We start from the raw sequence: 18906 nt of genomic DNA on the forward strand, positions 1-18906 counted from the left end.
GCCCGGGTATCCCGGGCGGGCGGCGCAGTACCCCTCCAACCTGAGCCGCTAGCGACGTGGAAGAACGCCAACAGGAGACGCATATATAACTGTATGAAATGAAAAAGTGAAAATTGGGATTTCAGACTGTATCGTGAGCACTAGTAGACGCCCGCCAGTGCGGTGGGTTTAGCCCAGTCCCCCGACAAGGAAAGGACGCCACCGCAACCTCGTGCTCACTCTCTTTTGTGCCTTGGTTCTAACCACCATCGCCGCTCCCTTCCTGATTTTCTATCTCGGCCGCCGTGCCTTCGGCCTCTTGGCAATAGTGCCCGCGGTTGGGTTCTTCTGGGTGCTCCAACGTCTGACCGATGGCACGCTGCGCGACGGCAACCAGCTGGCCTATGACCTCAACTGGATGCCAGCAGCGCACCTCAATGTCAGCTTCCGCATGGATGCGCTTTCCGCGTTATTCAGCCTCATCATCCTGGGTGTAGGCGCGCTGGTCCTGCTCTATTGCTGGGGCTATTTCGACCACTCCCGGCGGCGCCTCGCCCTCTTCAGCAGCCAAATGGTGGGCTTTGCCACGGCCATGTATGGCCTGGTGATTTCCGATAATTTCCTGCTGCTCTACGTCTTCTGGGAAATCACCTCCCTGCTGTCTTTCCTCTTGGTGAGCTATTACGGCGAGCGAGCCTCGTCGCGTCGATCAGCGCAGCAGGCGCTCATGGTCACCGTCCTGGGCGGTCTCGCCATGCTGGTGGGTATTACCCTCCTCGGCCGCCAGACCGGCGCGTGGTCTTTCAGCAGTATCGCCGCCACCGAGGACCTCGCCAACACGCCCTACCTCACCGTGGCTATCGTGCTCATTCTCTGTGGTGCGCTTTCCAAGTCCGCCATCGCCCCAGCCCACTTCTGGCTGCCCGGTGCCATGGCCGCACCGACCCCGGTCTCGGCCTACCTGCACTCCGCGGCCATGGTGAAGGCCGGCATCTATCTCGTCGCACGCCTTGCCCCCTCGGTGCATGACATCCCCACTTGGCACCTCGTGGTCCTCCCCTTGGGTGCTTTCACCATGCTGCTCGGCGGCTGGATGGCGCTCAAGCAGCGTGACCTGAAGCTCATCCTGGCCTACGGCACCGTCTCGCAGCTGGGCTTTATTACCGCCATCATCGCCATTGGCTCCCGCGAGGCGATGCAGGCAGGACTGGCGCTGACCGTCGCGCACTCCCTCTTCAAGGCCGCGCTCTTCATGATCGTCGGCGCTATCGACCATTCGACGGGAACCAGGGACATCGACAAGCTTGCGGGCCTGGGCAAGAAGAATCCCGCGCTGTACGTCCTGGCCATCCTCCCCGCGATGTCCATGGCCGGTATCCCGCCCCTGCTGGGCTTCGTGTCCAAGGAAGCCACGCTCGAGGCCATCATGCACGAGGAACTACTCGTCGGCATGCCGCGCAACATGCTGCTTGTCACCGTCGTCGTCGGCTCCGCGCTGACGATGGCCTACGCGCTGCGCTTTTTGTGGGGCGCGTTCTCCTCCAAGGGCCAGAACGAGCCCTCTGAGGCGGTAGCACACATGCACCACATCGGCCCCTTCCTGTGGATCCCACCGGCAGTGCTGACCCTGCTCACCATCTTCTTTGGACTGCTGCCGCTGCCGCTTTCCCACGGCATCACGCAGCACTTGGACAACACCTTTGGGGCGCAGGACGCCTCCGAGCTCGCTCTGTGGCATGGCTGGACCATCCCGCTGCTGCTCTCCGTGATCATTATCGCTGCGGGTTCCCTCCTCCACTGGCAGCGCCAGGCGCTCACCAAGGCCCAATTCACCTACCCAGCATTGGGCTCTGCCGACGATGCTTACGACGCCATCATCAACGCCCTGCGCCAGCTCTCCCTGCGCATTACCGCCTCCACGCAGCGCGGTTCGCTGCAATACAACCTCACGGTCATCTTCGCCACGCTCATGGTGCTGCCCATCGTCATGCTCATCAACGGTGATATCACCAACGTGCGCATGATCGTGGCCGAGAACCCCTGGCAGGCCATCGCCGCGGTGATCATCATCATCGCCGCCGTGGCCGCCACGGTGCTGGATAACCGCCTCTCCGGGGTCATCCTGGTGGGTGTGACCGGCTACGCCTTGTCCTTCATCTTTGCGCTGCAGGGCGCTCCGGACCTGGCGTTGACGCAGCTCCTCGTGGAAACCATCATCATGGTGCTCTTCATGCTGGTGCTGCGCCGTATGCCGGCTAATACCGAGTGGAAGCAAGATCCCAAGACCGGCCGCCTGCGCGCCTGGCTCGCGGTAGGCGTAGGCCTCGCCGTCACCGTGGTGGGTATGTTTGCTATCAACGCGCGACGCGAGGAGCCCATCTCGCAGTACATGCCGGAGCTAGCCAAGGAGATTGGCCACGGCGCCAACACGGTCAACGTCCTGCTCGTGGACCTGCGTGCGTGGGATACCTTCGGCGAGATCACGGTGCTCGTCATTGCCGCAACGGGTATTGCCTCGCTGATTTTCCGCACGCAGAGCTTCACCCGTGCCTCCCGCCGCCCGACCTTGAAGGTCACCGGCCGCCGCTGGCTGGCCGCGGGCGTGGAATCCGAAAAGGCGCTCAACCGCTCGCTCATGGTGGACGTGAGCACCCGCATCCTCTTCCCCTCGATGATGGTGCTGTCCCTGTACTTCTTCTTCGGTGGCCACAACGCCCCTGGCGGCGGTTTTGCCGGTGGCCTCGTCGCCGCTCTCGCGCTGATCCTGCGCTACCTGGCTGGCGGCCGCGAGGAGCTCGAAGAGGCGCTGCCTCTCGACGGCGGCCGCACCATGGCGGTAGGCCTGCTGCTCTCCCTCAGCGCCGTCATTACCCCGATGCTCTTGGGCTACCCGCCGCTGACCTCTGGGTACACGAAGGTAGGTATACCGCTCATCGGTGATGTGTCGCTGCCGTCCGCGCTGATTTTCGACGCCGGCGTCTATCTCATCGTCATTGGCCTCACGCTCTACGTGCTGTCCTCCTTGGGCGCGAAGCTCGATGAGGAAGAAGAGATGCGTAAGCAACGCGCCCGCGATCGCGCACGCTCTCTGGCGCGCCGCACACAAGCAAAAGAAACCGCTGCCACGGCAGAGAAAGGACACGCCTAATGGATGCCAATCTCATGCTCCTGCTCGCTGCGGGCGTGCTCTGCGGCACCGGAGTCTACCTGTTGCTCGACCGCGCGATGACCAAAATGCTGCTCGGCATCTTGCTGCTGGGCAACGGCGCGAACCTCTTCATGCTCATGGCTGGTGGCCAGGCAGGCTCGCCGCCTATCGACGGCCGGAACTCCCTCCCCTACGGCGATCAGATCGCCGATCCGCTGGCCCAGGCGATGATCCTCACGGCCATCGTCATTTCTATGGCGCTGACCGGCTTCATCCTCACCTTGGCTTACCGCCAATACCGCTACCGCTCCGCAGACGTGATTGAGGACGACACCGAGGACGCTGCCATCGCGGCGATTGCCTCGCGCCCGGGCAACGCTTCAGCCGCCCCTGACCACGACGCGTCTAATGACCCGACCACCGGCCGCACCACCAAGGAAGGCGATAAGTTTGGCCCCGAGTTCTTCGAGGCTCCCGTGAAGGAGGCGACCGATGAGTGAGACCATCTCGCCCCTAGTGGATCTGTTGCTGCCGTATATCAGCTATCTGATCCCCCTGCCGATCATCATCCCGGCCTTGGCTGCTGCGCTGGCGATGCTCTTTGCGCGCAATACCAATGCGCAGCGCCGCATCGCTTTCTTCTCGCTGCTCACGCTCGCCGTGGTGAATGCCGCTCTGATTGCCATCGCGGATACCACCGGCATTCAAACCCTGCAGGTGGGCGGCTGGGACGCGCCGGTGGGCATCACGCTGGTGGCGGACCGTTTGTCCACGGTCATGCTCTTTACCTCCTCCATCGTCCTCTTCTCCGTCATGTGGTACGCGATCGCACAGGGCGTGCGCGACGGTACGAAGGACGAGCCAGTGGCGGCTTTCCTGCCCACCTACATGCTGCTGACCATGGGCGTGAACGTGTCCTTCCTGGCCGGTGACTTGTTCAACCTCTACGTGGGCTTCGAGATCTTCCTCGTGGCCTCCTACGTTCTGCTCACCCTCGGCGCCTCGCCGGCGCGCGTGCGGGCCGGCGTGGGCTACGTCATGGTCTCCATGGCCTCCTCGCTCATCTTCGTGCTGGCTTTGGCCTATGTCTACGCCACGGTGGGCACGATGAACATGGCCCAGATTGGCATCCGGATGGAGGATATCCCCGCCGGCACCCGCACCGCGGTGTTCTCCGTGCTGCTCATCGCCTTCGGAATTAAGGCGGCCGTCTTCCCGCTGGATGCCTGGCTGCCGGACTCCTACCCCACCGCCCCCTCGCTGGTCACCGCCGTCTTCGCGGGCCTGCTCACCAAGGTTGGTGTCTACGCCATCATCCGCACGCGCACCTCGATCTTTACTGATGGCGGGCTGGACGTCCTTCTCATGTGGGTCGCACTGGCTACGATGCTCGTGGGTATTTTGGGCGCTATCGCCCAATCGGATATCAAGCGATTGCTGTCCTTCACACTGGTCAGCCACATCGGCTATATGATCTTCGGCGTTGCCCTCGGAACCGCGCAGGGCCTGTCGGGCGCCATCTTCTACGCGGTGCACCACATTCTGGTGCAGACCGCGCTGTTCCTGGTGGTGGGCCTCATCGAGCGCCAAGCCGGCACCTCCTCGCTGCGGCGCTTGGGCTCGTTGATCTACACCGCGCCGCTCATCGCCATCTTGTACTTCATCCCGGCCATGAACCTGGGCGGTATCCCGCCCTTCTCCGGCTTCCTGGGCAAGATCATGCTGCTCCAAGCCGGTGCGAATGAAGGCTCCTGGCTGTCCTGGGTCCTCATCGGCGGCGCGGTGATCACCTCCCTGCTGACCCTCTACGTCATGATCCTCGTGTGGGCCAAGGGATTCCTGCGCGACCGCGGCGATGCGCCCGAGGGCAACCTCGCCATGGTGCGGCCTTCCCCACTGGGAGAAGTCACCGAGTACGTCGAGTTAGAGGAGCGCGATGACGTCGGCCGCGTGCCCTTCGGCATGCTGGCGTCGACCTCCCTGCTCGTCATCGCCTCGGTATCGATGTCCTTCCTGGCGGGCCCCATCTCCGGTGTCACCACCCGCGCGGCCACCTCGGCGCAGGATGACTCCATCTACCGCTATGCCGTGCTGGGAGATTCCGCCGAGGACCCGACGCGCCACTTAGATCCTGCTGAGCGCTACGAGGAGGGCGCGGATTCGCGAAAGAACCGGAGCCAGCCCCTCCCGGATCCGGAACCGGTGGCACCGACCACCAAGTCGTCGCCAAGCACGACGGCTACACTCCCCACGACCGTGGACGACGATGAAAAGGAGGTGTCGCGATGAGATTCTCCGGTATTAAGCACCGCTTCCGGCCGTGGTTCATGGTGTGGATCGTCGTCATGTGGTGCATGCTCATGGGCGAAGTCACCGTAGCGAACCTGGTGGGCGGCCTGCTCGTCAGCCTGTTCATCGTCTTTGCGCTGCCCCTGCCGGCCATGCCCGTGGCGGGGATTTCGGTGAGCTGGGGCAAACTGATCGTCTTCATGGCGCAGTGGTTTGTGGAGCTGCTGGAGGCCTCCATCATGGTCGGCTGGCTGGCGGTGCGCCCACAGCCGGTGCCAAAGACGGCAATTGTGAAGCTGCCGATGCGCGTGGAGAACGAGTTCATTCTCTCGCTGGCGGTCAGCCTCTACAACCTGCAGCCCGGCGGCACGGTCTCCGACATCGACATTGCCAACCGCATGTTGACCATCCACCTGCTGAACGCCGATTCCGAGAAGGACCTGGAACGCGAAATCGCGGCCGTACGCAAGCTCGAGGCCGATATGATTGCCATCTTTGAAAGGAGCCACCCCTGATGGATACGGACCTGTATAACATCCTGCTCACCGTGGCCGCCGGCTTCCTCGTGGTGGCATTCCTCATCACCACGTGGCGCATCGTCATCGGCCCCAACTCGCTCGACCGCCTCATCGCCATGGACGGACTCGTGGCCATGTTCCAATGCGCCCTGGCCACCTATATCTGCTGGACACTGGACACGACGGTCTCCAACGCGATGATCGTCGTGGCGCTCCTCGGGTTCATTTCGACGGTCTCTGTCACCCGCTTTAGGAAGAGGGATTCATGAGTTACGCACTGATTGCCGATGTCCTCTCCATCATCCTCATCCTCGTCGGCTCCATCCTCATCTTGGCTGCCGCAATTGGCGTGGCGCGCTTTAAGGACACGATGGCGCGCGTGCATGCCATCGCCAAACCACAGACCACAGGGCTCATCTTCACCATCGTAGGCGCGATCATCAAGGTGACGGGTTCGGAGAGCTTCAGCGTGGCTGAGCGCGGCGACTTGGGCATCTTGGTGCTGCTTGTCCTTTTCGCCATGATCACCAGCCCGGTGACCGCGCAGAGAACTACGCGTATCGCCCGCCGCGAGGGCCTGTACGGTCCCCCGGAATCGATGACACGCAACGAGAGCCCGGCAGCGCGTTCGATGCGCCGAAAGTAAGGACACGGCACCTTTCTGCCGGGAAATGAGGGGACAATAATATAGGCTGCAAAAGGCACTAATAGGTGGTCAGGCGAGGAGAGTCGACGTGAAGAAGCTGCAAGGCGTACCAACGATGTGTGCTGTCCTCGCACTGGGCATCGCAGTGATGGTGTACAAGATCATCCAGTTCGATGGCCACAAGGCCTTTACCTTCATCCTCCCCTTTGACCTCGCCATCTACCGCATGGCTGGCGAAGATCTCAACGCCGGTGGCCTGCTCTACGACGCCCCCTATATCTTTGAATTCCCCTTCACTTACCCACCTTTTGCGGGCCTGCTGTTCAAAGTCTTGCCGTTCTTTAGCAAGGACGCGCTGACCATTATCTGGCCTTCGCTCATGTTCTTGGCTGTGCTGGCCATCATCGTCATGATCTTCCGCGAGCGGGGCGTGAAGATGACCCCGGCGGCCGTCCTCATCGCGGTGCTGCTTACCGCGCTGACCCCGGCGAATGAGACGATGCACGGGTCGCTGTACTACGGGCAGGTCAACGTCTTCCTCATGTTGCTCGTGGCCTTTGACTTCCTGCCTATCAAGCGCCGCCTGCCGGGCGTGGGCATTGGCCTGGCTGCCGGAATCAAGCTGACCCCGGCCTACATGGGCCTAGCTCTGCTCTTTGAGAAGCGCTGGTGGGCTGCCGCGGGTGCGGTGATTACCTTCCTCGTCACGGTGGTGCTCGGATTCCTCTTCGTTCCTGATGCGATGGTGTTCTGGACCGATGCCATGTTCAACTCCTCGCGTGTGGGCGAGCATGCCAACCCCGGGGCGAAGTCGCTGCGCTCGCTCATGTTCCGCGAGCTCGGCATCGACGGTGGCATCTGGTGGATCCTGGCGGTCATCGTGGTCTTCGCGCTGACCTGCCTGGCGCTGCGCACCGCCTACCTGCGCGGCAACCGCTCGGCAGCGTTCGCGCTGACGGGCCTGAGCACCTGCTTGGTCTCCCCCTTCTCGTGGTACCACCACTTCGTGTGGACCATCCCCTTCATCGTCATGGTCTTCGTCTCGGTTAACCAGGCGGTGAGCTCGCGTGTGTCCGGCAAGGGCGGTGAGCAGCTCGCGGGGCTTGCCTCCGTGGCGGCCTTGTTCGTGCTTTCGCTGCCCTTCATGTCAGTGCCCGTGTGGTTCACCATGTCCTCGGCCAACCTCGACGCAATCGAATCCTTCCAGCCGTGGGCAACCTCGCTGTGGACGCTGTCCTGCCTGGCCTTCATCGTGGTCTACGCCGTGTGGGGCTTCATTGCGCCGCGCAAGCGCGCGGTGGCGGAGAGCTAGCTAGGGGGACGTTTCGATCAATTAAGCCCCTGAAAACCCCGGCGGGCCTTAATTGATCGTTCGGTACTTACGCCAGCCGCTCCATCTCATCCGCAGTGGCCTCAACCACCTTCTGCCAGCTGCCGGTCTCCTGGTACAAACGGCGCTGGCGCTCATAGCCCGCCCCGCCATCGATGATCTCCTGCACCAGCTGCAGCTCCCGGGCGCAGCCCAGCTCTTCCGAGAGCGGAGCCAGCTCCACCAAGAGATCCGCCAGCTCATCCTTGATCCAGCGTTCATCGGTCTCGCGCGAGGTGATGACCAGCGCGTCCATGCCATAGCGCGCGCCGCGCCACTTGTTCTCCGCCACGTGCCACGGCTGCAGCGTGGGCAGCGTTTCGCCGGCGTCGATCATGCGGTCATAGTGCACCACGAGGCAGTGTGTCAGCGCCACGATGGCGGAGAGCTCGCGGAGGTTGGAGGCGGCGTCGGAAATCCGCACCTCCACCGTGCCCCACTTGGAGGCCGGGCGGACGTCGAAGTGCATCGAGCCAGTGTGGTTGATGACTCCCGAAATAGCCTGGTCCCGCATATAGGACTTCCACTGCTCCCAGTTCTCAAACTGGTAGGGCATGCCCGCGGTGGGCAGCTGCTGGTAGAGCATCGTGCGGTTGGAGGCATAGCCGGTATCGAGCCCCTCCCACCCCGGCGAGCAGGCGGAAATTGCCAGCAGGTGGGGGTACTTGGTCATCAGCGCATTAATGATGGGCCACACGCGGTCCTCGTGGCTGATGCCGACGTGCACGTGCGTGCCCCACAACAGCATCTGCTGCCCCCAATACTGGGTGCGGTTGATAATTTCGGAGTAGCTCTCCTTGTTGGAGACGGGGTTCTTCCGAAAGTCCGTGAAGGGGTGCCCGCCCGAGGCCCACAGGCGCACGCCCAAGGGGTCGGCCGCCTCACGCACGGCGCTGAGCGACGCCCGCAGGTCCCCCATCGCCTCCGGCACCGTCCGGCACACCCCGGTTACCAGCTCCACCGTGTTTTGGAGGAATTCCTTTTCCAGGTGGATGTCGGGATGAGCGGCGTGCACGCGGTCGATAAGTTCAGCGCCGCGCGGCACGAGATCCCAGGTCGCTGGATCAACGAGGGCAACTTCCCACTCAACACCCAGCGTGGGCTCGGGCGAGCGGGCGAAGTTCTCTTCCGGAATATTCACCCATTCATCCTATCCGTCGGGCGGATGAATTTAATAAGATTTTATTCCCTAGGCTTGGGGAACCGCGAGGACAACCACGACGGCATCGCCCTTGGTGTAGTCCCCGGTCAGCTCGGCCGGGTACGGGGCAATCGCTTCCGCCGGTACGTTGGCACCGTAGTACTGGGCGGCAACCTCCTTGGCCAGGCTCTCGGCGGCCGCATCGCCCTCAGGGAAGTAGACGGTGGTCTTCGGAGCCACGAGGACGTCGCCGCTGATATTGCCCACCTCGGCGATGTGGAAGTGCTGGGACTTCAGGCGCTCGGCCTCATCGGCAGCGAAGTTGGCGCGACCGGAGTTGTTGTAGACGTTGACGGGGATCTCCGCCTGGGCTCGGTCGGGGCTACCTGCGGCAGCGCCTTCCTCAGCGTTGTCGTCGCGGGCAGCGTCACGCTCGGCTTCAGCATCGCCGTCTGCGCCAGCCTCGGCGTCAGCACCGGCAGCATCCGACTCCTCGCGGTTCTTGTCCGCCTCTCCTTCCGCGCCACCGGCGGCAGCACCGTCACCCTCGGCGCCGCCAGTCGCGGGGCCGGATACGACAGCATCGTTGCCTGCCGGCGCGTTCTGCGCGGTGTCCTCCGAATCATCAGAGGTCATGGCATAAAGCGCCCACATGCCGAGCATGACGGCAACGGCGATGAGCACCATGGCGAGCCCGCGCAGGGGGAGCTTGCTCGCAGGAGCGGCAGCGGCGGCCGGGGCGGCAGCCGCGTCAGAATCGGCGGCGTGGCGCGCGTGGTCAGCGGACGAGGTAGAGTTTTCCGGATTCACATTAGTCACATTGGCAACTTTAGTATCTGATTCGCTCAGTCTGGGGCATTATCGCGTGCGGCGCGCCGGACGTCGTCGCGGACGTCGCGAAGCCGGCGCAGGCGGGTGACCAACAGCGGGTAGGAGGCGTGCGCCGCGGGGTCATCCAGGAGCACGTTGAGGCGCTGGTGATAGCGCACCGGAGTGATGTCCAGCTGCGTGCGGATGGCCTCCTCCTTGGCGCCGATATCGCGCGGGGCGTGGGACTCGAACTCCAAAATCGCGGCGTCTAGGTCTGACAGGGAGTGCATGCTTAGACTGTATGCCATGACTATTCGTCCCATCGTTATCCACGGCGACCCGGTCCTCCACAATCCCACCGAGCCGGTCACCGAAGCCATCGACTCTCCTGAGCTACAGGAGCTCATCGCGGACATGCACGAAACCATGGACGCCGCGCACGGAGTTGGCCTGGCCGCTAACCAGATCGGCGTGAACAAGCGCCTCTTTGTCTACCACTGCCCCGACACCGACGGCCCCAATGGCACCGAGCTTCCCGACGGCGGCATGCGCCGCGGCTGCGTCATCAACCCGGTGCTGGAAACCTCCGAGATCCCGGAGACCATGCCGGCTGACGACGGCTCCGAGGACGAAGGCTGCCTCTCCGTCCCCGGCGAGGGTTTCCCCACCGGCCGCGCCGACTGGGCCCGCGTGACCGGCAAGAACGAGAAGGGCGAGGACATCTCCATCGAGGGCTACGGCTTCTTCGCGCGCATGCTGCAGCACGAAACCGGCCACCTCGACGGCTTTGTCTACACCGACGTGCTCACCGGCCGCTACAAGCGCCAGGCCAAGAAGGTCATCAAGCGCAACGGGTGGACCGAAGCCGGGCTTACCTGGCTGCCGGGCGAGGACGAGGACCCCTTCGGGCACGACGACTAATGTCCCGCATCTTCCGCTCCGATGACGTCTCCGTGGGCGAGCGCGTCGTGGCCCGGCGCGATTTCGACGGCGTGTACAGCGATGTCATCGGCCATGTGCTCAGCCTGGATCCGCTGCTCATCCGGCCACAAGAGGTCGGCGGCTACCCGTCTTCGCTCGACGCGGTGGAGATTCCGCCGGAGCAGCTCAAGATTATTAAGCGCCTCTCGCCGCGCACGGTCCGCAACTCCGATATCCGGGCCGTCGAGGTGGCCACCGCGGCGGCCTTTCCCGGCAAGGAGCACACGTGGACCTCGGATGGCCAGTGGCTCATGCGCGCTGGCGACGGCGTGACCGGCCGCTCCAATTCGGCGATCCCGCTGGGACCTTCCGCGGGTTTCCTCCCGGTGCCGATGGAGGAGATCGAAGCGTTTTATGCCCGCCACGATCTGCCCGTGTGCCTGGCCATTCCGGAGCGCATCGGTGCCTCCGCGGAGAAGCTGCTGGCGGCCGAACCCGAAGCCTGGCAGCTCGAACCGGAGATCCTCGTGATGGTGCGCGATTTGGCAGATCTCCCTGCCCCGGGGGACGTCAGCTTCCGCATCGACGAGCAGCCCGATTCCGAGTGGCTCGACCTCTACCACTTCCGCGGTCAGGCCCTGCCGCCGTTGGCCCTGGAGTACCTGCGCAGCCGCATCGACGGGACGATGGGCTTTGGGCGCCTGCTCGCCCCGACGGGTGAGACCATCGCGATTACGCGGGGCACGCTGACGGAATCCGGTGACGGCACCGTGTGGCTGGGCTATTCCGCCGTGGAGGTCGCCAAAGGCTGGCGCCGCAAGGGACTGGGCACCGCGCTGGGCGCGCACATGCTGGCCTGGGGCAAAGCCCAGGGTGCTGAGAAGGCCTACCTGCAGGTCGTGGCAGGTAACACGGCCGGGATTCGGCTCTATGAGAAGCTCGGCTTCCTAGAGCAGCACCGCCACCGTTACGCCCGCCGCCTGCCTCAAGTACCCTAAACCACATGCGCATCGCTACCTGGAACATCAACTCCGTCCGCACCCGCGCCCAGCGCGCGGTGGACTTGCTGGCCAAACACGACATCGACGTGCTCTGCCTGCAAGAAACCAAGGTGGCGGATGCGAAGTTCCCCCGCGAGCCTTTCGAGGAGGCCGGCTACCACGTCACCTGCCACGGCCTGAACCAGTGGAATGGCGTGGCCATCCTATCCAAGGAAGAACCGGAGGAGGTCCAGACCTTCTTCCCCGCTCAGCCGGGTTTCCACAAGGACCCCGCCAAGGAACAAAAGCGCGAGGCCCGGGCGGTCTCAGCCCGCATTCGCGGGGTTGAGATCTGGTCCCTCTATGTTCCCAATGGCCGTGAGATTACGGACCGGCACTTCGATTACAAGCTGGATTTTCTCTACTCCTTGGCTCGCTATGTGGAAACCCGCGCGCAATCGAAGCTACTGCTCACGGGCGATTTCAACATCGCTCCGCGGGATGAGGACGTCTGGGATATCTCTCTTTTCCGCGGCAAGACACACGTCACTGAGCCCGAGCGCGCGGCTTTCCAAATGCTTCAGGAGGCCGGGCTACAGGAGGTCACGCGCCGTTTCACCGAAGAGGAGCGCTGGACTTATTTTGATTACAAGTCCCTGCGTTTCCAGAAGAACGAGGGCATGCGCATCGACTTCCAACTGGCCAGCGAGCCACTAGCGCGCCTCGTCCAAGGCGCCCAGGTGGACATGGTGGAGCGCGCCGGTGACAAGACCTCCGACCACGTTCCGCTGATCGCGGATTTCGATGTCCCTGATTTCGCGTCGGTGCGCTAGCCTGCCATGAACGTGAACATCGATCTCTCCGTCTGGCAGCTCGTGCTGCTGGTTATTGACTACGGCATCAAGATCATCGCCATCGGCGTGGTCCCCGAAGGCCGCCGCCCCTCCAGCTCTACCGCCTGGCTGCTGGCCATTCTTGTGCTTCCCATCGTGGGGCTGCCGCTGTTCTTGCTCATGGGCTCGCCCTACATCAACCGCCGCCGCCACCGCATCCAACAAGAGGCCAACGCGCTGCTCAACGACGTCACCGCCTCCACCCCCAACCATCCTTCCGGCCGGCTTTCCTCAGAGGTGGAATCCCTCATCCAGCTCAACCGCAACCTCACCGGGCACCCGGCCCTCATCGGGCACAACAAGGGCCTCCACGCCTCCTATGAGGAGGCCATCTTGGCGATGGCGCGGGCCGTGGACCGGGCTGAGAAATACGTGCTCATTGAGATCTACATCCAGTCTTGGGATGAGGTGACCGATGTTTTCTTCCAGTCCTTGGCGCGCGCCCGCGAGCGCGGCGTGGAGGTCAAACTGCTGCTGGATCAGATCGGCAGCTTGAAGTACAAGGGCTACTTCACGTTGGGCAAGCGCCTCACTGACATTGACGTCGACTGGCGGCTCATGCTTCCGCTGCAGCTGCATAAGGGACGTTTCCGCCGCCCGGATTTGCGCAACCACCGCAAGATCGTGGTCATTGACGGCCACACGGGCTTCTTGGGCTCGATGAACATGATCAAGCGCGAGTACAAGACCAAGGACCGCGCATGGATCGACTACATGGTCGAAATGACCGGACCGGTGGTCACCTCGCTCGCCGCGGTGTTCGCGGTGGATTGGTATCTGGAATCAGAGGAGCAGCTGTCGTTGGACATGCAGCCCTATGACGACGCCATGACGGCCGATTCCAACCACTTGCAGCTCGTCCCCTCGGGTCCCGGCTACACCACGGAACCCAACCTGCGCATGTTCAACTCCGTGGTGCACCACGCGAAGGAAAAGCTCATCCTCTGCTCGCCCTACTTCATTCCGGATGAGTCCCTCTTGGAGGCGGTGACCACCGCCTGCTACCGTGACGTCGAAGTGGAGCTCCTAGTGTCCGCGAAGGCGGACCAGTTCATGGTCCACCACGCGCAGTCCTCCTACTACCAGGCGCTCCTGGAGGCCGGCGTGCGGATTTTCCAGTTCCCGGAGCCATTCGTGCTGCACTCCAAGTTCATCCTGGCGGACCCGGGCCTGCCGGAGCGCGAACCGCTGTGCATGTTCGGGTCTTCCAACATGGATATGCGCTCCTTCGGCCTCAACTATGAATCGACCATGCTGGTGGCCAAGGGCGACCTCATCGAGGATTTCACCCAGCTGGCCACCAATTACAAGAAGGTCTGCCACGAGCTCACCCTCGAAGAGTGGAACGAGCGCGGCGTGCTGCGCCGCTACGTGGACAACGTCATGCGCCTGACTTCAGCGCTGCAGTAGGAGCACGCCCGCGAGCTCGATGTGCCTCGCCCTTGATTGGGCATGACCTATCCAGAATATGCACCCAGCGCCGCATCGTATGTCCACACTTCTGCGGTAATTCCGGTGGCGCGCTTATACAGCTCGCGCTCAGTCAGAATACAAAGGTCGCCGCCACCAACCTGCTGAGTCATCATATCCACCATTGATAGACCCGCACGGTGCCTTGAGACGAGCTCGGTGATGAACTCCTTGTTCCACTGAAAGTCATGCAGGATCCATGGGGCTTGTTGATGGGCGGTCAGCTCTAGCATCTGGGAAAATTTTTCCGCAATATTGCGCTTCACGTCGCCCTGCGGAAGCTGCGCAATGTGATTTCCGGTTTCAATCACCGCGGTAATCGGCAGGATGAACTTCGCGTTCTCACTTTGGCGTTCCGCAAAATCGATTTTGGCTTGTTCTTTAGCTTGGCATTTGTGAGGGATCGCAAGCAGGTTATCCAACACAGAGGTATCGATGAAGTAAACGCGCATCAGCCGATCCCAAAAAGCCGATTCATGTTCTCGAAACTAGTCTGCGTTTCGGTGTCATCGACTAATTCACCAGCGGTGACCGCAGCACCCAAGCTGTGCTTGGAAATGGATTCCACGAAATCCGGTAACTCCACCAAAGGCGAGAGCTCGCTTTGCCCGGTTCTGCTATCCCGGTAGCACACTGCTACCTGACCGTTTTTCTCCCCAGAAATCTGGTCCAAGATGGCAGGACTGTGGGTCGTGACAAGAACCTGCGAGTCATGTTTGCGTGCGGATTCGCTAAGCATCTGCATAACTCTTTGCGCCTGCGAAGGGTGGAGCCCGTTTTCCATTTCTTCGACGACAATTTGAGCTACTGGGTTCTCTACGTCATCACCAAGTTCAAGTGGCTGTTCGATATCCAAGTCCTTGGGCGCAGTTTTAAGCGCCGTTGCAATTGCGAGGAATCGGAGGAGGCCATCGCTCATTTCACGAGCAGGCGTTCTTTCTTGCTTTCCATCTTCGAAGTGTTCCACGAGGGTCAGCATGACTTCGTCCAACGGGGAGTCAATAAAGTCCAGTGTGGAATCCACTCCAGTCACGTGAGCGGCCAGCTGCCCTAGCTCTTGGAAAGTCTTGGGGGAATCCTTGTGCAACTGCCACAGCACCGCCGAGAGGTTCTCACCGCTACGCTTCAGCTGCGTGCTCTTCCTTGGAACGTAATCCCGCATAAGGCTGGGGACTGGATCGAGGTGAAACACTGATCGAAGCGCCATGGACACAATCGACGCCCCTTTCAACACTGAATTCTCTGCACGGTTCTTTCCCGCAAGCACCGCCTTAATCTGTCCCAAAATAAGGCGAGAGTCACGCAAGAGTGTGGTGGGGTTTGCCCCACGCTTTCCGCTAAAAATTAACGTGTAGATCCCAGCTCGGTTGTCTGCTGCCGGCTGGGTCTTAAACAACTCTGCATCGCTAGTGCGGGTGCCGCTCTTTACGGAATATCCGGTACCCACGAGGCTTTCTTTGACAACACGCAACTCCGGATATACCTGAACCTCGACGTCATAGCGGTACGTATCTGTCCCAGATTCAACGGTACAGCCCAGTTCAAAGCTCTCGGTGCCATGCGGGGCGCAACCACGAGAGCCACCTCGGATCGGGCCGGTTTGGGTCATGCGCCCATCAAGTGCGTCTCCTAGTTCTGCCCCCGATGCCAAGCGGGACAAAACCTCCAGCCCATCCAAAGCATTCGACTTTCCAGAACTGTTTAGGCCAGTCAGAAAAGTGACTGGATGCAGAGTCAATACAGCATCTTGGAAGGACTTGAACTTGCTCAGGCGAAGCTCAGCGAGACGTGGGGTAGCCATGCGGCCAATAATACGCATGAACGCTCTCTGCGTTGTGCACATCTGTTGAACTTCACGCAGCTCCACGAGCCAGACGCGTGGACACCACGAGGCCGCACAGCGAGATGAAGCTGCAGCACACCATGCCGATGGCCATGGTCAGCGCGGCGTTCGAGCCCCAGCCCATGAGCGGGCTGATGGCACTGGCTAGCATGGACTGCCCAAAGCCCATGATCGCGGACACGCTGCCCGCCCGCGGGCGCATCAAACCCGTGGCCAAGGCGGTGGCGTTGCCCATAATGAAGCCGGTCGGTGCCACGCAAGCAAAAAGCACAATGAGGCAGACCCACACCGGGGCGCCGAGCAGTACCGCCAGCAGGAGGAGCACCCCGCAGACAAAGACACCGGTCACGCCGATGCGCAACATGACCGCCGGGGAGACCGAATCCATCGCCCGCGAATTCACCAGCGTGGCCGCAAAGAGGCCCACGGAGTTGATGCCGAAGATCAGCGAATAGCCCAGCGGTGAAAAGCCCCACTGTTCTTGCACCACGAAGGCCGAGGCGGAGATGTAACAAAACATCGAGCAGAAGCCGAAGGCCATGGTCACCAGGTAGCCCCAGACCCGGGCGTTAGTCAGCACCGCCCAGTAATTGCCCGCCACCGTGCGCAGCAACCCATCGCGAGAGCGGCCGCCCGCAGTTTCCGGGACGATAGCGATGGCCAGGACCAACTGCACCGCATGCAGCCCGGCAAGCACCCAAAAAATGCCGCGCCAGCCCAGCGGCTCCGCCAGGATGCCGCCCAGTACCGGGGCTACCGCAGGAGCGATACCTTGGAGCGCCATGAGCAGTGAATAGGCTTTCGCCGCCGCGGCACCATGCACGAGGTCCGGGACCACCGCGCGGGAGAGCACCACGCACGCACCGCCGCCGAGGCCCTGCAGCACGCGGGCCACGACGAGCACCGAGGCCGTCGGGGCCATCGCCGCTAACACGGAAGCCAGCAGAGCGAGAAAGGCGCCGGCGACAAGGAGGCGCTTGCGCCCGATGGCATCAGACAGCGGGCCCATGACGAGTTGGCCCATGCCCATGCCGACGAAGAAGCCCGAAATGGTCAGCTGCACCATGGCCCGGGTGGTGCCCAGATCGGCGACGATCTCCGGCATCACCGGCAGGTACATATCAGTAGCGAAGGGCGCTGTTGCGGACAACAGCGCCAACGTCGCCAGAAGCGGAAAAGGGATCACGCGTCGCGCTGCTCCAGCACGATAACGCCCAGGATCCACAGCACACCAGCCCAGCCGAAGAAGACGAGGGCCTCAAAGCCAATCGAGCTCCACGGGGCGTTCTCATCCACGTAGTCCAACGCCCAGTTCTGGAAAGCAGTAAACGGCATGAAGTGGATGATCTTATCTCCCACTACCGGGAGCAAACGCACCAAGTTTTCCAGGCCCATGTACAAGATGAGGGAAATCGCCACCGTGCCGGCGGTCTGCCGTAGCAGCAGACCCAGCCCCTGCACGAAGAGCACCGCGCCAAAGGCCGCGATGGGGAAGGCCCACAGCATGTGCTTGCCGTCGTCGCTGGAGAAAGGCTGGAAGGCCTCCGCCGCGGATTCGTTTGCCGTGAGATCCGCCAACACGAAGATGTACACCAAGCCTAAGAAGGCAATGACAGCCGCAATCAAGCCATACACCACAAGCTTGGCGCAGGCTACGCTCCAGCGATTCGGGTTGGCCAAGAACGTGAGGGATTGCGTCTTGTAGCGGTACTCCGTGGTCACCATCATCGCGCCCTGGATCATCATGATCGGCACGCCCATGAGCAGGAGAATGGAGGCCAAGCTCCGCGGCTGCAGCGGGCTAATGCCCAGCACCGCCTCCCCCACGTTGAGCGAGTTCAGCAGCGTCCAGCCGGTCACGATGAGGAAGATGAGCGCCGTGGTCCACCAGAAGGACTTCGTCGTGCGCAGCTTCGTCCACTCCGCGTGAACAGTGTTGAAAAACATTAGAACTGGGCCCCTTTCTGCGGTGCCTCCGCTTGGTACTGCACCGCGCGATCCGTCATGGCCACATAAGCCTCCTCCAGTGAGGCGCGGTGGAGGGTCAATTCCGTTAGCGGCACGCCCGTGGAATAGGCCAGCTTGCCCACGTAGTCTGTGGTCTGGTGAGGGATCACCAGCGTCGGGCGCTGTTCTTCATCGACCGACTCGCGGAAGGTCACTCCAGCCTCCCTGAGCGCCGAGCCGAACTCGCGCAGGTGCTCCGAACGCACCACAACCGAAGCACTGGAGTTTTCCTTCACAAAGTCATAGGTGCGCTGATTGGCCAAGAGCCTGCCGCGGCCAATGACCACCAAGTGGTCCGCCGTCTGCGCCATCTCCGCCAGCAGGTGGGAGGAGATGAGCACCGTGCGGCCTTCTGCCGCCAGCGCCCGCACGAGCGAGCGCACCCAGCGAATACCTTCCGGATCCAAGCCGTTGACCGGCTCGTCCAGGATCAGCACGCCCGGATCCCCCAGCAGTGCGGCAGCCAGGCCGAGGCGCTGGCCCATACCGAGGGAGAAGCCGCCGGCCTTCTTGCCAGCAACATCAGCCAGCCCCACCAGGCCCAGCACCTCATCGACGCGGGAGGTAGGGATACCGTTGGCCTGCGCCATCCACAACAGGTGGTTGGCAGCGGTGCGGTTGGCGTGGACCGCTTTGGCGTCGAGAAGCGCGCCCACCTCACGCAGCGGGTTCTTCAGCTCGCGGTAGCGCTTGCCGTGCACCAGAGCGGTGCCAGCGGTGGGCTTGTCCAAGCCCAGGATCATGCGCATCGTCGTTGATTTTCCAGCGCCGTTGGGCCCCAGAAAGCCGGTCACTTGGCCCGGCTCCACCTGGAAGGTGAGGTCATCGACGGCGCGGACAGACTTGTACTGTTTGGTCAGTCCGGCTACTTCAATCATGTCCTACAGCGTGC

Annotated in this window: 19 protein-coding genes; 11 read left to right on the plus strand and 8 right to left on the minus strand. The window is 62.4% G+C overall.

Annotation, left to right across the window (positions count from 1 at the left end):
• The first annotated feature begins 211 nt into the window (after positions 1–211).
• From HMPREF2635_RS04990 to HMPREF2635_RS05020, 7 genes are all read left to right on the plus strand, one after another.
• Entirely contained in the window at positions 212–3127 is a 2916-nt protein-coding gene (locus HMPREF2635_RS04990; RefSeq protein ID WP_070821360.1) for a Na+/H+ antiporter subunit A, read from the plus strand.
• Positions 3127–3627: a Na(+)/H(+) antiporter subunit C gene (locus HMPREF2635_RS04995; RefSeq protein WP_046647182.1), complete on the plus strand. Its 501-nt coding sequence runs from the start codon at positions 3127–3129 to the stop codon at positions 3625–3627. Before HMPREF2635_RS04990 ends, HMPREF2635_RS04995 begins: the two co-directional genes overlap by 1 nt.
• Positions 3620–5416 (plus strand): Na+/H+ antiporter subunit D, encoded by a 1797-nt coding sequence (locus HMPREF2635_RS05000; protein WP_070821361.1) that lies wholly within the window; start codon positions 3620–3622, stop codon positions 5414–5416. Before HMPREF2635_RS04995 ends, HMPREF2635_RS05000 begins: the two co-directional genes overlap by 8 nt.
• Positions 5413–5931: a Na+/H+ antiporter subunit E gene (locus HMPREF2635_RS05005; RefSeq protein WP_070821362.1), complete on the plus strand. Its 519-nt coding sequence runs from the start codon at positions 5413–5415 to the stop codon at positions 5929–5931. Before HMPREF2635_RS05000 ends, HMPREF2635_RS05005 begins: the two co-directional genes overlap by 4 nt.
• Positions 5931–6203: a monovalent cation/H+ antiporter complex subunit F gene (locus HMPREF2635_RS05010; RefSeq protein WP_046647179.1), complete on the plus strand. Its 273-nt coding sequence runs from the start codon at positions 5931–5933 to the stop codon at positions 6201–6203. Before HMPREF2635_RS05005 ends, HMPREF2635_RS05010 begins: the two co-directional genes overlap by 1 nt.
• Positions 6200–6580, plus strand: coding sequence for a monovalent cation/H(+) antiporter subunit G (locus HMPREF2635_RS05015; RefSeq protein WP_070821363.1), 381 nt, complete (start codon positions 6200–6202; stop codon positions 6578–6580). Before HMPREF2635_RS05010 ends, HMPREF2635_RS05015 begins: the two co-directional genes overlap by 4 nt.
• A gap of 88 nt (positions 6581–6668) precedes the next feature.
• Complete coding sequence (locus tag HMPREF2635_RS05020) at positions 6669–7892, plus strand: glycosyltransferase 87 family protein (protein ID WP_070821364.1); 1224 nt, start codon at positions 6669–6671, stop codon at positions 7890–7892.
• A 67-nt stretch (positions 7893–7959) separates the two neighbouring features.
• Here the strand turns inward: HMPREF2635_RS05020 and HMPREF2635_RS05025 are convergent, their stop codons facing one another.
• Genes HMPREF2635_RS05025 through HMPREF2635_RS05035 form a run of 3 tightly spaced genes read right to left on the minus strand, consistent with a single transcriptional unit; the run spans position 7960 to position 10190 of the window.
• Complete coding sequence (locus tag HMPREF2635_RS05025; RefSeq protein ID WP_070821365.1) at positions 7960–9090, minus strand: glutamate--cysteine ligase; 1131 nt, start codon at positions 9088–9090, stop codon at positions 7960–7962.
• A 48-nt stretch (positions 9091–9138) separates the two neighbouring features.
• Positions 9139–9909, minus strand: a complete 771-nt coding sequence (locus tag HMPREF2635_RS05030; protein WP_141761681.1) for a LytR C-terminal domain-containing protein — start codon at positions 9907–9909, stop codon at positions 9139–9141.
• Positions 9910–9935: 26 nt separating this feature from the next.
• Positions 9936–10190, minus strand: coding sequence for a DUF3263 domain-containing protein (locus tag HMPREF2635_RS05035; RefSeq protein ID WP_070511158.1), 255 nt, complete (start codon positions 10188–10190; stop codon positions 9936–9938).
• 16 nt (positions 10191–10206) lie between these two features.
• Between HMPREF2635_RS05035 and HMPREF2635_RS05040 the strand changes: the two genes are divergently transcribed.
• From HMPREF2635_RS05040 to cls, 4 genes are read left to right on the plus strand one after another with little or no spacing between them, the layout of a single operon-like run.
• Positions 10207–10821: a peptide deformylase gene (locus tag HMPREF2635_RS05040; RefSeq protein ID WP_070516170.1), complete on the plus strand. Its 615-nt coding sequence runs from the start codon at positions 10207–10209 to the stop codon at positions 10819–10821.
• On the plus strand, positions 10821–11819 hold the full coding sequence (locus HMPREF2635_RS05045; protein ID WP_070821366.1) for an N-acetylglutamate synthase, CG3035 family: 999 nt from the start codon (positions 10821–10823) through the stop codon (positions 11817–11819). The genes HMPREF2635_RS05040 and HMPREF2635_RS05045 overlap by 1 nt, the downstream gene beginning before the upstream one ends.
• A gap of 5 nt (positions 11820–11824) precedes the next feature.
• The gene (locus HMPREF2635_RS05050; RefSeq protein ID WP_070821367.1) at positions 11825–12634 is read left to right on the plus strand and encodes an exodeoxyribonuclease III; all 810 of its coding nucleotides are present in this window, start codon (positions 11825–11827) and stop codon (positions 12632–12634) included.
• A gap of 6 nt (positions 12635–12640) precedes the next feature.
• Entirely contained in the window at positions 12641–14104 is a 1464-nt protein-coding gene (cls, locus tag HMPREF2635_RS05055) for a cardiolipin synthase (protein WP_070821368.1), read from the plus strand.
• Between the two features lie 47 nt (positions 14105–14151).
• Here the strand turns inward: cls and HMPREF2635_RS05060 are convergent, their stop codons facing one another.
• From HMPREF2635_RS05060 to HMPREF2635_RS05080, 5 genes are read right to left on the minus strand one after another with little or no spacing between them, the layout of a single operon-like run.
• Entirely contained in the window at positions 14152–14616 is a 465-nt protein-coding gene (locus HMPREF2635_RS05060; protein ID WP_070821369.1) for a hypothetical protein, read from the minus strand.
• A complete protein-coding gene (locus HMPREF2635_RS05065) occupies positions 14616–16031 on the minus strand; it encodes an AAA family ATPase (protein WP_083318680.1) in 1416 nt (471 codons plus the stop codon). The genes HMPREF2635_RS05060 and HMPREF2635_RS05065 overlap by 1 nt, the downstream gene beginning before the upstream one ends.
• Positions 16018–17193 carry a multidrug effflux MFS transporter gene (locus HMPREF2635_RS05070; protein WP_070511172.1) on the minus strand — a complete coding sequence of 392 codons (1176 nt, stop codon included), beginning with the start codon at positions 17191–17193 and terminating at the stop codon, positions 16018–16020. The genes HMPREF2635_RS05065 and HMPREF2635_RS05070 overlap by 14 nt, the downstream gene beginning before the upstream one ends.
• Entirely contained in the window at positions 17190–17954 is a 765-nt protein-coding gene (locus tag HMPREF2635_RS05075) for an ABC transporter permease (RefSeq protein WP_070821370.1), read from the minus strand. The genes HMPREF2635_RS05070 and HMPREF2635_RS05075 overlap by 4 nt, the downstream gene beginning before the upstream one ends.
• Positions 17954–18892, minus strand: a complete 939-nt coding sequence (locus HMPREF2635_RS05080) for an ABC transporter ATP-binding protein (RefSeq protein ID WP_070821371.1) — start codon at positions 18890–18892, stop codon at positions 17954–17956. The genes HMPREF2635_RS05075 and HMPREF2635_RS05080 overlap by 1 nt, the downstream gene beginning before the upstream one ends.
• Positions 18893–18906: the final 14 nt, after the last annotated feature.

The organism is Corynebacterium sp. HMSC035E02 (genome assembly GCF_001836065.1).
In the GTDB taxonomy this organism is placed as follows: Bacteria; Actinomycetota; Actinomycetes; order Mycobacteriales; family Mycobacteriaceae; genus Corynebacterium; species Corynebacterium hiratae.

Coding starts and splice junctions, on each gene's coding strand:
- HMPREF2635_RS05080 (WP_070821371.1), bottom strand. CDS start 18,892: ATGATTGAAGTAGCCGGACTGACCAAACAGTACAAGTCTGTCCGCGCC.
- HMPREF2635_RS05010 (WP_046647179.1), top strand. CDS start 5,931: ATGGATACGGACCTGTATAACATCCTGCTCACCGTGGCCGCCGGCTTC.
- HMPREF2635_RS05050 (WP_070821367.1), top strand. CDS start 11,825: ATGCGCATCGCTACCTGGAACATCAACTCCGTCCGCACCCGCGCCCAG.
- HMPREF2635_RS05015 (WP_070821363.1), top strand. CDS start 6,200: ATGAGTTACGCACTGATTGCCGATGTCCTCTCCATCATCCTCATCCTC.
- HMPREF2635_RS05040 (WP_070516170.1), top strand. CDS start 10,207: ATGACTATTCGTCCCATCGTTATCCACGGCGACCCGGTCCTCCACAAT.
- HMPREF2635_RS04995 (WP_046647182.1), top strand. CDS start 3,127: ATGGATGCCAATCTCATGCTCCTGCTCGCTGCGGGCGTGCTCTGCGGC.
- HMPREF2635_RS05000 (WP_070821361.1), top strand. CDS start 3,620: ATGAGTGAGACCATCTCGCCCCTAGTGGATCTGTTGCTGCCGTATATC.
- HMPREF2635_RS05045 (WP_070821366.1), top strand. CDS start 10,821: ATGTCCCGCATCTTCCGCTCCGATGACGTCTCCGTGGGCGAGCGCGTC.
- HMPREF2635_RS05060 (WP_070821369.1), bottom strand. CDS start 14,616: ATGCGCGTTTACTTCATCGATACCTCTGTGTTGGATAACCTGCTTGCG.
- HMPREF2635_RS05005 (WP_070821362.1), top strand. CDS start 5,413: ATGAGATTCTCCGGTATTAAGCACCGCTTCCGGCCGTGGTTCATGGTG.
- HMPREF2635_RS05075 (WP_070821370.1), bottom strand. CDS start 17,954: ATGTTTTTCAACACTGTTCACGCGGAGTGGACGAAGCTGCGCACGACG.
- cls (WP_070821368.1), top strand. CDS start 12,641: ATGAACGTGAACATCGATCTCTCCGTCTGGCAGCTCGTGCTGCTGGTT.
- HMPREF2635_RS05035 (WP_070511158.1), bottom strand. CDS start 10,190: ATGCACTCCCTGTCAGACCTAGACGCCGCGATTTTGGAGTTCGAGTCC.